The sequence below is a fragment of the Halorubrum sp. Boch-26 genome, from assembly GCF_029889805.1.
Taxonomy (GTDB): Archaea; Halobacteriota; Halobacteria; order Halobacteriales; family Haloferacaceae; genus Halorubrum.
Genome location: NZ_JARANT010000075.1, coordinates 1 through 12972 on the forward strand (window position 1 = coordinate 1; position 12972 = coordinate 12972).

15 protein-coding genes are annotated in these 12972 nt (G+C 71.5%); 8 read left to right on the plus strand and 7 right to left on the minus strand.

The annotated features are described in order from the left end of the window. From OQF71_RS10815 to mfnA, 7 genes are all read left to right on the plus strand, one after another. Nucleotides 1–668, plus strand: a 668-nt coding sequence (locus tag OQF71_RS10815; protein ID WP_280587669.1) for an endonuclease V, incomplete at its 5' end; no start/stop codon positions are given. 118 nt (nt 669–786) lie between these two features. After that, nucleotides 787–1059, plus strand: a complete 273-nt coding sequence (locus OQF71_RS10820; RefSeq protein WP_049906210.1) for a hypothetical protein — start codon at nt 787–789, stop codon at nt 1057–1059. 61 nt (nt 1060–1120) lie between these two features. Continuing rightward, the gene (locus OQF71_RS10825) at nt 1121–1888 is read left to right on the plus strand and encodes an AAA family ATPase (protein ID WP_280587671.1); all 768 of its coding nucleotides are present in this window, start codon (nt 1121–1123) and stop codon (nt 1886–1888) included. Continuing rightward, the gene (locus OQF71_RS10830; protein ID WP_280587672.1) at nt 1885–2544 is read left to right on the plus strand and encodes a hypothetical protein; all 660 of its coding nucleotides are present in this window, start codon (nt 1885–1887) and stop codon (nt 2542–2544) included. Before OQF71_RS10825 ends, OQF71_RS10830 begins: the two co-directional genes overlap by 4 nt. Before the next feature lie 155 nt (nt 2545–2699). Beyond that, nucleotides 2700–3329, plus strand: coding sequence for a hypothetical protein (locus OQF71_RS10835; RefSeq protein WP_280587673.1), 630 nt, complete (start codon nt 2700–2702; stop codon nt 3327–3329). A gap of 293 nt (nt 3330–3622) precedes the next feature. Next, nucleotides 3623–5986, plus strand: coding sequence for a phosphoenolpyruvate synthase (gene ppsA, locus OQF71_RS10840; RefSeq protein ID WP_280587674.1), 2364 nt, complete (start codon nt 3623–3625; stop codon nt 5984–5986). Nucleotides 5987–6095: 109 nt separating this feature from the next. After that, on the plus strand, nt 6096–7163 hold the full coding sequence (mfnA, locus tag OQF71_RS10845) for a tyrosine decarboxylase MfnA (RefSeq protein WP_280587675.1): 1068 nt from the start codon (nt 6096–6098) through the stop codon (nt 7161–7163). Nucleotides 7164–7206: 43 nt separating this feature from the next. Here mfnA and OQF71_RS10850 read toward each other — a convergent pair whose 3' ends face one another. The 6 genes from OQF71_RS10850 to OQF71_RS10875 all read right to left on the minus strand — a co-directional run bounded on the left by OQF71_RS10850 (nt 7207) and on the right by OQF71_RS10875 (nt 11398). Next, entirely contained in the window at nt 7207–7563 is a 357-nt protein-coding gene (locus OQF71_RS10850; protein ID WP_280587677.1) for a nuclear transport factor 2 family protein, read from the minus strand. Further along, the gene (locus tag OQF71_RS10855; protein WP_280587679.1) at nt 7560–8765 is read right to left on the minus strand and encodes a potassium channel family protein; all 1206 of its coding nucleotides are present in this window, start codon (nt 8763–8765) and stop codon (nt 7560–7562) included. The genes OQF71_RS10850 and OQF71_RS10855 overlap by 4 nt, the downstream gene beginning before the upstream one ends. Before the next feature lie 81 nt (nt 8766–8846). Continuing rightward, nucleotides 8847–9404 carry a hypothetical protein gene (locus OQF71_RS10860; RefSeq protein ID WP_280587682.1) on the minus strand — a complete coding sequence of 186 codons (558 nt, stop codon included), beginning with the start codon at nt 9402–9404 and terminating at the stop codon, nt 8847–8849. Between the two features lie 20 nt (nt 9405–9424). Continuing rightward, nucleotides 9425–10363 carry a methenyltetrahydromethanopterin cyclohydrolase gene (gene mch / locus OQF71_RS10865; RefSeq protein WP_280587683.1) on the minus strand — a complete coding sequence of 313 codons (939 nt, stop codon included), beginning with the start codon at nt 10361–10363 and terminating at the stop codon, nt 9425–9427. Between the two features lie 121 nt (nt 10364–10484). Then, a complete protein-coding gene (locus OQF71_RS10870; RefSeq protein WP_280587684.1) occupies nt 10485–10814 on the minus strand; it encodes a hypothetical protein in 330 nt (109 codons plus the stop codon). Nucleotides 10815–10894: 80 nt separating this feature from the next. Then, entirely contained in the window at nt 10895–11398 is a 504-nt protein-coding gene (locus tag OQF71_RS10875; RefSeq protein WP_280587685.1) for a hypothetical protein, read from the minus strand. 95 nt (nt 11399–11493) lie between these two features. Here OQF71_RS10875 and OQF71_RS10880 point away from each other — a divergent pair, with 95 nt between their 5' ends. After that, nucleotides 11494–12123 (plus strand): plastocyanin/azurin family copper-binding protein, encoded by a 630-nt coding sequence (locus tag OQF71_RS10880; RefSeq protein ID WP_280587686.1) that lies wholly within the window; start codon nt 11494–11496, stop codon nt 12121–12123. A 76-nt stretch (nt 12124–12199) separates the two neighbouring features. Here the strand turns inward: OQF71_RS10880 and OQF71_RS10885 are convergent. After that, nucleotides 12200–12972: glycosyltransferase (locus tag OQF71_RS10885; protein WP_280587687.1), on the minus strand; the 773-nt coding region annotated here is incomplete at its 5' end.

The window sequence follows — 12972 nt, forward strand, 5'->3', positions numbered from 1 at the left end:
CAGATGTGCACAAGCGACAGGATCCGGACGCGCCCGTCGTCGTCGGCGTCGACCAGGCGTTCCTGACGCCCGAAGACGGCGAGGACGAGGCCGTCTCCGCCGCGGTCGCGATCCGGGACGGCGTCGTGGTCGAGTACGCGAGCGCGATCACGCCGCTCTCGACTCCGTACGTTCCGGGCCTCCTCGCGTTCCGCGAGGGAGAGCCGATACTGGCCGCGCTCGACGCGCTGGACGCCGAACCGGACCTGCTGGTCTGTGACGGCTCCGGCCGGATCCACTTCCGCGAGGCCGGTCTCGCCACGCACGTCGGCGTCCTCTTGGACGTGCCGAGCGTCGGCGTCGCGAAGAGCCTGCTGTGCGGCGAGCCCGACGACCCGACCGACGAGCGACCCGAGGGGTGGCGGACGCCGATCCGCGCGGACGAGTCGGTGGGGACGGCGGACCCGAGCGCCGCGCTCGACGACGCCCTCGTCATCGGCCACGCCGTTCAGTCGCGACAGTACCCGAACAGCCGCCGGGTGAACCCCCTGTACGTGAGCCCCGGTCACCGGGTCTCGGCCGAGACGGCCGTCGACCTGGTCGACGCGCTGTGTGCGGGGTATAAACTCCCCGAGCCGACTCGGCTCGCCGACGCGTCCGCCGACGTCGCCAAGCGGCAGAGCGAGTGACCGGTGGACGGGACCGGAGGGGGCGGCGACACCCGAGAGCGGGTGCTCACCGCGACGACTGTGCTACCAATTGTCACAGACCGTCGATTTATATATCGTGGCCCGCGAACGCGAACGCATGGGAGACGAAGACACGGACGGACCGATGTCTGCCGAGGAGTTCCGCTCGCTGCGCGACGGGCTGGTGCGCCAGAGCTCCGGCGGGGGGACGACCGTGTACAAGAACGCCGCCGGCGTCGGCTGTCCGAACCCCGACTGCGACCGCGGCGTGTTCCAGACGCTGTTCGTCAGCGACCACGGCTGGCAGCAGATCGGCGCGACCCGCGACGGGATCGACCTCTGTCTCTGTAACACCGAGACGAAGCGGCTCGTGTTCATTCACGACGAGTGACCGCCCGGTGACGGGCCCTCGGATGGACAGGTTTTAGCCGAGCGACCGGACAGTTGGGCCCATGGTCGAGGCGTTCGCGGTCGCCAGCGGGAAGGGCGGCACGGGCAAGACGACGAGCACGCTCGCGCTCGGGATGGCGCTGGCCGACGAGCACGACGTCACCGTCGTCGACGCCGACACGGGGATGGCGAATCTCCTCTTTCACACCGGCCTCGACGACGCGACGGTCACCCTCCACGACCTGCTCGTCGACGGGACCGCGACCGGTGTCGCGGAGGCGACGTACGAGCGCTTCGGGCTCTCCGTGGTCCCCTGTGGCACCTCGCTCGCGGGGTTCGAAGCGGCCGAGCCGGAACGGCTCCGCGACGTGGTCGCCGAGCTCGCGAGCGACACCGACGTGCTCTTGCTCGACTCGCCGGCCGCGCTCGGCTCGAAGTCCGCGGTGCTGCCGGTCGTCCTCGCGGACCGCGTCGTCGTCGTCGTCGAGCCGACGATCCCCGCGCTCTCGGACGGGCTGAAAGTCCAGGAGTACGCCCGCTCGTACGGCACGGAAACCGCGGGCGTCCTGTTCAACAAGGTCCGGAACGACGCCGCCGACGCCGCCGAACAGGCGGAGCGCCACTTCGGTGGGCCCGTGCTCGCGCGCGTCCCCGACAGCGACGTGGTCCGGGACGCGCGCCGCGCCGGCGAGCCCCTCTTGGCGCACGCGCCGGAGAGCGACGCGGCGGCTCGGTACCGGCGGGCGGCGACTCGACTCGACGTGCGCGACGGCGACGGCGACGCGGTCGCCGATCGGTTCCGAAGCGCAGTCGTCCCCGACACGCCATGACGGGCCCTGCCGACGGGGCAAGGGGACCGGAGCGATCGCACGACTCGCCGGAGCTGCGGATCCCCCGCGGTGCCCTGCTCCGATCGCGGGTCGTCTCCGACGTGGCCACGACCCTCTCGCGAGCGCTGGACCGCGAGCTGACCGGCTACGCGACGCTCGTCCCGCAGGAGACGCTCCTGCTGGAGGGGGACGCCCGGGGCGTTCTCACGTTTGCGGACGGAGTTCCCGTGCTCGCGTACAACACCGTGAGCGACAGCGGCGGACCCGACGCGCTCGCGGAGCTCGCGGTACCCGGGCCGTACCGCGTCGAGGTGTACGCGGTCGAGGATGACGGGCTCGCGGCGGCCCACGAGGAGGACGCGCTCCGCGTCGCGCCGGGCGCGGCGGCGACGGAGCTCGCGGACGATCCGGCGCTCGCCGACCGCACCCGTGAGGCGGCGCCCGACGAGCGGCTGTCGGACCCGGAGGCGGACGACGCCGACGCCGTCGCGGCCTTCCTCGCGGACGACGACCGGATCGAGGCGATCCGCGAACAGGCCCGCGCGGAGGCCGCCGAGCGCGCCGACGAGTGGGGACTCGACGCGGCGCTCGCGGACGAGCCCGGTAGCGCCGACACCGGTCTCGCGACAGAGAGCGAGCGCAAACCGGAGCGCTGAGTGGGGGAGCCCAGACGGTCGAACGGAGCGGTTTTGTCGACCGCGGGCGTAGCGGAGCCATCACGGTCCTCCGACTCCTCCGGCTGACGGCGCCCGCCGACTTCGCCGACTGGTACGCGGCGAGCCGCGCGTACACCCGGCACGTCGCCGACGGCATGGACTTCGACGGCGCCGACGCGATCGACGGCGCACGGGTCGCCGACCGGCTCCGGGCCGACCGCGCGACGCTGTCGCCGGCCGAGGCGCGGTCGGTGGCGGCGACGCTCCTCGCCGACGGCGCCTTCTCCGAGCCGTACTGCGAGTGGCTGCCGACGTGGTACGAGCTCGCGCTGCTCGCGCCGGTGCGGTACGGGGACTGGCGGCTTCGGCGCGTCGCCGGGGCGGTCGCGGGGGCGGCCGACGCGACGGTGACGGCGCCGCGGTTCTCCCGGCCGCGCGACGTGACGGTCGACGGTCGTCCGGCGCTCGCCCGCGTCTCCGGGTTCCGTGACCGCTTCCTGCTGGCCGACGCGCTGTTACACCTGGAGTGGTTCGTCCACGCTGCCGCGGCCGACGGGATCGAGGTTCCGTCCGACCTCGTCGAGCGGACCCGACGGGAGTCGCTGTCGTACTACGGCGGCGACCGGGGGTCGCTCTCGCCGTCCGTCCGTCGGTTCCAGTGCCTCCTGTTCGCCGACGACGCTTGGGTTGGTCGGGTGAACGATCGATACGACCTGAACAGTCGGCTGTTCGACGTCTGGGAGCGCATCCTCAGCGGGGAGCGACGGCGGCTTGCGGGCGAGTGACCGTCCGACTCGGTGCTGTTACAACATGTGTAACACGTTACGGGACTTAGGTTGATTGCCCGAAGATAAGTATAGAATGAACGGACGCGTACCGTGGAGTACGAACCGACGCACGGTTCGTGGTTCTCGACTGCTTCGGCCCTCTCGAATTTCGATCGGCTTGGACGACGGATGTGTCGGCTCTCGAATAGCGCCCTCGACCGCCCGGTAACTCGCGACTGAGTAATCTTATATTCACCGTTGCACAGGCCGGAAGCTTCATAGGTCGGCTCGCGGATCCTCCGGGTACACGAATGGCAGTACTTTGGCTGGAGGACGTCGACGCCGACGACGTCGGGACCGTCGGCGGAAAGGCCGCTTCGCTCGGTGAACTCATCGGCGCCGGACTCCCGGTTCCCCCGGGATTCGCCGTCACCGCCGGTACGTACCGCACCTTCATCGAGGAGGCGGGGATCGACGAGGAGCTGTTCTCGGCCGTCGATGTCGATCCCGAGGACTCCGCCGCGCTCCGCGCGGCCGAGGAGCGGGCGGAGGAGCTCATATTGGAGACCCCGCTCCCCGAGGAGGTCCGCGAGGAGATCCTGGAACGGTACCGCTCGATGGGCGGCGAGGGCGAGGAGGTGTTCGTCGCCGTGCGCTCCTCCGCGACCGCGGAGGACCTCCCCGACTCCTCGTTCGCCGGTCAGCAGGAGACGTTCCTCAACGTCCGCGAGGACGATCTCGTGCGGCGGGTGAAAGAGTGCTGGGCCTCGCTTTTCACCCAGCGAGCGATCTACTACCGACAGCAGCGGGGGTTCCCGCACGCGGACGTCGACATCGCGGTCGTCGTCCAGCGGATGGTCGACGCCGAGAAGTCCGGCGTGATGTTCACCAGTCACCCCTCGACCGGCGACCCGCAGATCACCATCGAGGCCGCGTGGGGGCTCGGCGAGGCGGTCGTCTCCGGCACGGTCTCGCCCGACAACTACGTGTACGACCGCGGGCGCGGCGCCGTCGACGACGTGACCGTCGCGGACAAGAAGGTGGAGATGGTGAAAGACGAGGAGACCGGTGAGACCGTCCAACTCGACGTCGAGGAGGACCGACGCACCGCGCGGGTCCTCTCCGACGCGGAGATCGAGGAGCTGGTCGCGCTCGGCGAGCGCGTCGAGGACCACTACGGGACGCCCCAAGACGTCGAGTGGGCGATCCACGAGGGCGAGATATACATGCTTCAGTCCCGCCCGATCACGACGATTCAGGAGGGCGCGGGCGACGAGGGCGACGAGGGCGACGCGGACGCGGGCGGAACCGGCGGAGAGACCACGAGGAAGTCCACCGTCGGGGACGCGTCGGACCGGCCCGGCGCGGCCAACGGCGGGTCCGCCGGCGCGGACGAGGACGTGCTCGTCGACGGGCTCGGTGCGAGCCCGGGGATCGTCTCCGGCGCGGTCCGGCTCGTTCACAAGCTCGATCACCTCGATCAGGTCCAAGAGGGCGACGTGATGGTCACCGAAATGACGATGCCGGACATGGTGCCGGCGATGAAACGCGCCGCGGGGATCGTCACCGACGAGGGCGGGATGACGAGCCACGCCGCGATCATCTCCCGCGAGCTCGGCGTCCCGGCCGTCGTCGGGACCGGGAACGGGACGCGGATCCTCGAAGACGACCAGCAGGTGACCCTCGACGGCGACAAGGGGACCGTCCGCGCCGGGACCGACGACGAGGCCGAGCCCGGCGAGGAGTTCGAGCCCGTGGAGGCGGCCCGCCCCGAGACGCCGGTGAAGCCGATGACGGCGACGGAAGTGAAGGTGAACGTCTCGATCCCCGAGGCGGCCGAGCGCGCGGCCGCGACGGGCGCCGACGGGGTCGGGCTCCTCCGGATCGAGCACATGGTGCTCTCGCTCGGGAAGACCCCCGAGAAGTACATCGCCGACCACGGCGCCCGCGCGTACCAGGACGAGCTGATCGAGGGCGTCCGCCGCGTCGCCGACGAGTTCTACCCGCGGCCGGTCCGCGTCCGGACCATCGACGCGCCCACCGACGAGTTCCGCGAGTTGGAGGGCGGCGAGGGCGAGCCCAACGAGCACAACCCGATGCTCGGCTGGCGCGGGATCCGGCGGAGCCTCGACAAGCCCGACCCGTTCCGACAGGAGCTCGCGGCGTTCGCGCGCCTCTTCGAGATGGGGTACGACAACTTGGAGGTGATGTTCCCCTTAGTCAACGACGCGAGCGATATCGAGGGGATCAAAGGGCACATGCGCGACTCCGGGATCGACCCCGAGACGCATCGGTGGGGCGTGATGATCGAGACCCCCGCGAGCGCGCTGCAGATCGAAGAGCTCGCGGCCGCCGGCATCGACTTCGCCTCCTTCGGCACGAACGACCTCACGCAGTACACGCTGGCGGTCGACCGCAACAACGAGCACGTCGCCGACCGGTTCGACGAGCTCCACCCGGCCGTGCTCCGTCTGATCGGCGACACGATCGAGACCTGTCGCGAGCTCGGCGTCGACACGAGCATCTGCGGACAGGCCGGCTCGAAGACGGAGATGGTCGAGTTCCTCGTCGACGAGGGGGTCTCCTCCATCTCGGCGAACATCGACGCCGTCCGCGACGTGCAACACGAGGTGAAGCGGACCGAACAGCGGCTCCTCCTCGATTCGGTCCGCTGACCCGGGACGCAACGGTTTCCGACTCACTCGCCCGTCCGAGCTCCCGGTCCCGCTCGCCCGACGCCCGAGAGCGGAACGGGTAAGACCCTCCGCGCTAACGATTTCCTGAATGCAGCAGCCCGAGCCGCAGTCGTTCGACCGGGTGCTCTCCTCGATGTGTACCGAGCCGCACCCCGCGGCGCGGGAGGCGGCCGAGCGCTACCTCGCGACGAACCCCGGCGACCCCGCCACCTACGAGGCGGTCGCGTCGCTGGAGGCGCGCGCGATCGAGCTGCTCGCGACGCTCGCGGACCACCCGACGCCGACCGACGCGGCCGGCTACGTCACCTCCGGGGGGACCGAGGCGAACGTGCAGGCGGTCCGCTCCGCGCGGAACCGCCACGCCGCGAGCGACGCGAACGTCGTCGTCCCCGAGAGCGGCCACTTCTCGTTTCACAAGGCCGCGGAGCTGCTCGACGTCGAGCTCCGGACGGTCCCCGTCGACGACGACTACCGAGCCCGGACCGACGCCGTCGCGGCCGCGGTCGACGCCGCCACCGCGCTGGTCGTCGGCGTCGCCGGCAGCACGGAGTACGGGCGCGTGGACCCGATCCCGGCGCTGACCGAAATCGCTCACGACGCCGGCGCACGCATGCACGTCGACGCCGCGTGGGGCGGGTTCCTCCTCCCCTTCACGGATTACGCGTGGTCGTTCGGCGACGCCCCGATCGACACGCTGACGATCGACCCACACAAGTTTGGGCAGGCTCCCGTTCCCGCCGGCGGGCTCCTCGCCCGGGAACCGGCCGCGATGGATGCGCTCGCCGTCGAAACGCCCTATCTGGAGACCCGATCGCAGGCGACCCTGACGGGCACCCGGAGCGGTGCCGGCGTCGCCGGCGCGGTCGCCGCGATGGAGGCGCTGTGGCCCGACGGCTACCGGGAGGCGGCCGAACGCGCGACCGAGAACGCCGCGTGGCTCGCCGACGCGCTCGCCGAGCGGGGCTACGACGTGGTCGAACCGGCGCTTCCGCTCGTCGCCGCGGCGCTTCCGGAGTCCGAGTTCGACGCGCTCCGGGAGGCCGGCTGGAAGGTGTCGCGCACGGCGGCGGGCGAGCTCCGCGTCGTCTGTATGCCGCACGTGACGCGCGACGCGCTCCGGGCGTTCGTCGCCGACCTCGACCGGATCCGGAAGTGAGCGGGGCCCGACTCGGCGCGCCCTTCCCGGCGGTGAGTCCGATTCACTCCCCGCCGTCGCCGGCGTACGTCTCCAGCGCCGCGAGCCGCCCGTCCGCCACGTCGAAGACGTCGACGAACGCGAACAGCTCGTCGCCGTCGGCGTCCAGTAGCCGCCCGCGGACCGCGACGCCGGGCCCCGCCGGATACACCGCGTCGACGACGTGGGTCGTGTCGGTCGTCGGCCGCTCGTCGCGCATGAACGCCACGAAGCGGTCGCGTCCCTCGAAGGTGCGGTCCGGGCGTCGCTGGACGAACTCCGGGTCGAGCAGGTCCCGGAGCCGTTCGTAATCGCCGGCGTCGAGCGCGTCGTAGTAGGCGCGGGCGAGGCCCGCGGGATCTGTTGTCGGCGGGGCGGTCACGACGCGAGCGCCTCGAACTCCGCGGCGGAGGTGCGAGTCCCCTTCGAGATGACGGCGTCGCCGGGGCGCAGAACCGTGTCGATGTCGTGGCCGATCATCCACCCCTCGTCGGGGCGGCGGATCGCTATCACGCTCGTCGAGACGTCGGTCGTGGGGATCCCGTTCTCCACGGTCGTGCCCGCGAGGGTGCTCCCCTCTCGGACGACCGTGCGCGTGATTATCTCGTCGGACTCTTGGACCGCCATCTCCACGACCGGGTGGACGCCGAGGTCGCGCGTGACGCCCTCGGTGATCTTCACGGCGGCGTCGGAGATCTCCTCGGTGGCGACGCCGAGGTGGATCAGCCCGCGGAGCGAGACGGGGTCGTCGGCCTCCCGCGCGGCGCGGAGTGTCCACGCCTCGAACCGCGACTGGAGCGCGTCGACTTCGACCTCCAGGTTGGACACCTCCTCGGCGAGCGCCTCGTTGTTGAACAGGATCGAGCCGTACGCGAGGTCGACCGCGAGCTCTGAGAGGTTCTTCATCAGCACGATAGAGTCGACCGCGCGCTCCAGATCGTCGATCGCGGGCTCGACCGGCTCGTCCGGCTCGAACGGCTCGCCCGCCAGCTCGGGGTACGCCTCGGCGACGCCCGTCTCCGGACCGCGCAGGAGCGCGACGTCGCCGGCCTCGATCCGCGTCTTCGGCCCGGGGTTGAGTATCCAGTCGTCGTCGCGTCGGATCGCGATGACCCGAACCCCCGTCTCCGACTCCAGGTCGATGTCCTTGAGCGTCCGACCGGCGTAGTCGGAGTCCGGCGCGACGGTGCCGCGAACGAGCGTCTCGACGCCCTCGGTGAGCGCGCCGCGCATCGCGTCCGGGAGGCCGATCTCCTCGGTGACGATCTTCGCGATGTCGCCCGCGGCGTCGGAGATCTTGTCGGCCGCGCCGACCACGCCGAGCACCGGCGCGAGCGTCTCGGCCTCGTCGGGGCTCCGGGCCGCGAGCATGAGGCTCATCCGTGCGCGCATCTGGAGGATGTCCATTCGGTGTTCGAGCTCGACGACCTCCTCGGCGATCGTCGGGCTTCCGTGGAGCACCGCCGAGTACGAGAGATCGATAAGCAGCTCGGCGGTGTCTTTCATCTCCACGAGCAGGTCCTTCACGCTCGTCGGCTTGTAGCGAACCGAGAGCGGCTCGTCCCGCCCGTCGAATCGTCCCATGCGAACACCCTCTCCGGCGCCGAGTAAAAGGCTTGTCACGGTGCGTTCGCGCCGGTTCTCCTCGTCGGAAGCGCCCCGGGATCAGGCCGCCTCGCCGGCGACGTAGGCGGGCGAACTCACCGGATCGTCGTCTCCGTCTGCCTCCCCGTCGGGCGACGGGGAGTCGGCCGGCACGGATCGGGCGAGATCGACGAGCGCGAGCCACTCCAGCAGCCGGGCCGCCCGGTCGCGCCACGTCGCCTCCCACTCCGGGTCGCGGGCCCGGTCGTGCCGCGGGACGGAGTCGCGGGTCGCCTCGAACAGCGCGTCGGGCGTGAGGGGGGCTTCGGGCGCCGCCGCTCGCAGGGCCGCGATCGCCTCCGGCGCGTGGAGGACGCCCTCGGTGAGCCCCTCGCGAACGAGTTCTGGGGTCGGCTCGGCGTCGGCTCGGACGAACCCCCGGGACGTCTCCCGCACGAGTTCGAGGGCGCGGAGGAACGCGAGCCAGTCGTTCGCGACCCGACGGTCGGAGAGGCCACACCGGTCGCGGAGGCGGGCGCAGCAGTCGTCGGTGCTCCCGGGGACGAGCGGGACCGCCCGCTGGAGCTCTCGGAGGTCGTCGAGGGCGGCCGGGGGCTCGGGGACGGGTTTGAGTCGCATCGGCGTCGATTACGACCGGATCAGCGGTAGTCGAACGACTCGGCGAGCAGCGCCTCGTCCGTCTCGCCGACGGTGTAGACGGGGCCGTCGACGACGTCGACGGTGACCGTCGCGGGCGCGAAGACGGCCTCGTCGACCTCGTAGAAGTCCCAGTCCGCGTCCTCGAACACCTCGACGAAGGGAGTGCCGTACTCCTCGCGGGCGGTCGAGACGATCCGGTCGAACCGGTCGTCGTCGCGCGCGACCTGCAGGTGGACCTCGCCGCCGTAGGCTAAGGCGTCGTTCGTCCGGCCCATCGCGAGGTCCTCGTCGCGGGTCACCGGCGCCATCGGCGCGGCGCCCGAGGCGTGGAGCACGTCGGTCGGCTCGTAGCCGAGCTCCAGGAGGCGGAAGACGGCGAGCTCCGCGGCGCGGGCCGCGGTGGCGACCGAGCCGGCGGTCGAGCCGGTCGCGTACGCCGGGAGGAAGACCCCCTCGGGGTCGACCTCGGCGAGGTCGGCGACGTGCTCGGCGACCTCCTCCGTCGGGAGCGCGGTCGATTCGACGGCGAGCGTGGCGAACTCCGAGGAGTCGTAGTAGCCGACGCGCTCGAACTCCGCCTCTTCGCCGACGAGCGCGCGGGCGGGGCCGGAGCCGAGCCCCTCGTAGCCGGACTCGAAGCCGAGCTCCCAGCCGGCCTTCTGCGAGCAGAGCAGGGCGATCGCGGGGTGGTCCGTCGACAGCTCGACGTACTGGCGCGGCGCGCCCGCGACCTCGCCCATGCGGGTGCGGAGGTTCGCGAGGCCGGCGGTCTGAATCTCGGCGAGCAGCAGCCCCGCCTCGACGCCACCGGCGGCGTCGATCCCGAAGTCGACGACGGTGGCGCCGTTCTCCAGCTCGTAGCCGACGACGTCGAGCTCGCCGGCGAAGTCGAGCGCCTCGTCGACGAGCTCGATCGCCGTCCGATTGATGCTTTCCATGGCCGATACTTCTCGCTCCCCGGTTAAGGGGTTTGTCTGTTGGCGTCGCCGGTCGAGCGACGGCGGCCGCCCGCTCCGGTCGGCCGCCGTCACCTCCCCCGGTCGTTGCCGCCCGCTCCGGTCAGTCGTCGTTGCCGGCTGAGAGCGGTTCGATACGGAAGACGTACTCCTCGTACGCGCTGTCGAGATTGGCCGGGGCCTCCGCGGCCGTGTGGTCCGCACAGAGGAGCGCGGTCGCCTCCACGGCGCCCTTTCCGGTCTCCTCCTGATACCGCTCGGTGACCTCGAACGCGGCGGGCTCGGTACACCCCCGCCGATAACACGCCACCGGGCCGTCGTCCGGCGGCTCCGTCTCGTCGCCGCGCTCGCGGGCCTCCGAAATATCGCGTTCGATCTGTCGGCGCTCCTCGTCGCGTGCCTGCTTGTCGCGCCCCGATTTGGTGTCTGGCATACCTGATCCGTCACGCCTCGCAGTGATAATAGTACGGCCGGCGCGACGGATCGGATCCGGGGGCGGTCCGCAACGTCGCGTTACCAGAACCCGCCGTCTGAGTCGCCGGCGTTCCCGCCGCCGCTCGGCCCGGTCGGCCCACGCGGCCCGCTCGGCCGCGGGTCGGGGTCGATCTCGACCAGTTCGCTCTCGGCGCGCGGGTCGACCTCGCGGCCCTCGTCGTACCGAACGAAGGAGAGGTAGAACGGCTCGCCGCAGCCCGCCTCTGCTCCGCCCTCGCCGTCGTCGCCCGCCTCGGCCTCGCCGCCGCTATCGACCTCGCCGCCAACGCCGCTATCGACCTCGCCGCCGACATCCGTCCCGCGCACTCCGTCGTGCGGGTCCCAGATGACCTCGTCGCTCTCGCCGCAGACGAACCGGACGCCGTCGACGCCGTCTTGGTCCTCGAACGGCTCTGCGGGGGCGGCGTACGTCCAGCCTTCGAACGGATACGGCGTCACGGCCTTGTCCGCGAGGTAGCCGTCGCGTTCGAGCCCGACGAGCGTCCCGCAGTGCGGGCAGTAGTAGGTGACCGGATAGCTCATGGTGACGGTACGGGCGCTGGTTTTATACGCTCGTCGGCGACACCGCCCGCGTCCGGATCAACATATTCACTATAGCCCGTCACAAACCGGGTTGTATGAGCTCGGACGACGTCTCCCGGCGCGCGTTCATACGGACCGCGGGCGGCGCGACCGCTGCCGCCGGGGCGGCGACGGCGACGGCGGGGACCGCGGCGGCACAGGAGGAACAGCCGGTCTGGCCGAGCGGGGCCAGCAGCGGGAACGTCGGGTCGTATCGGGACGCCCGCGGCGAGAGCGATGTGACTGTGTCGGTCGGCGCCGGCGACCAGGGGCTCGCGTTCGACCCGACTCTGCTCTGGGTGGACACGGGCACCACGATCACCTTCGAGTGGACCGGGAACGGCGGCGCGCACAACGTCCAGAACGTCGAAGGGCCGGCCGGCCTCGCCAGCGGCGATCCGGTCGGCGAGGAGGGGTACACCTACGAGTACGAGACGAGCGAGGAGGACGTCGGCATCACACACTACCACTGCGTTCCCCACACCGCCGTCGGCATGCACGCCGGCCTCGCCGTCGGCGAGGACATCGAGACGGAATCGACCGGCGGCGGTGGCGGCTCGAACGCCGTCTTCGTCCCGCAGGGCGCCCGCGCGCTCGGCATCGCGACGTTCATCGCGATGGTGAGCACGCTCGGGCTGGCGTTCGTCTTCATGAAGTACGGCGGCACGATCACCCAGGAGGAGTAGTCGGCGTCCACCGCGGCCGTCGCACGGCCGCGCCGCTCCTCGCTGTCGTCGTTGACCTGTTCGGCCCTGTTTCAGTTCACTCGCCGACGAGCTCCCGGTACGTCGAGACGTACCGGTCCAACACCGGGTCGTGGTCGTACTCCGAGAAATCGGGTTCGACGGTCCGCCGCGGGAGGTCGCCGACGGCGACGAACTCGTCCGCGAGCTCGGCCGGGCTCGTGACGAGGCGCCCGCGCTCGCGGCCCTCCACGAGCTCGTGGGCGCTGGAGTCCGCTTGATACTCGACGAGGGCGACGCAGCCGCACGCGAGCGCCCACAGCAGCTCCGTCGCGAACGTCTCCCACGTCGCCGTCGCGGCGACGACGTGGGTGCCCTTGAAAATCTCGACCCGCTCGCGACGCGGGAGGTCGCCGAGGAACGACACGCGGTCGGCGATCCGGAGGTCGCTCGCGATCGCCTCGATCCGCCCGCGCTCCGGGCCGTCGCCGACGACCGCGGCGGTCCAGTCGCGCCCGCGCAGCTCCGCGAGGCCGAGCAGGAACGTCTCGACGTTGGCGTGGCGGTCGAGGTGTCGGGCGTACACCGCGTCGAACCGGTCGTCGACGTCGGCGGACTCGACGAGGTCGAAGTCGACGCTCTCGGGGACGACCCGCACGTCGTCCCCGTCGGCGCCGTGCTCGCGGACTTGCGTCTTCGTCGTCCGCGAGGGGGTCGTCACCCCGTCGGCGCCCGTGGCGAGGAACCGGTAGCGTCGGGCGGCGTCGGCGGGGTGGTCGCGCCACCAGTCGACGACGACCGGCGTCCGCGCCCGCGTTCCCGCGGGCGTCGCGGCGGTCCCCGGCGGTGGCG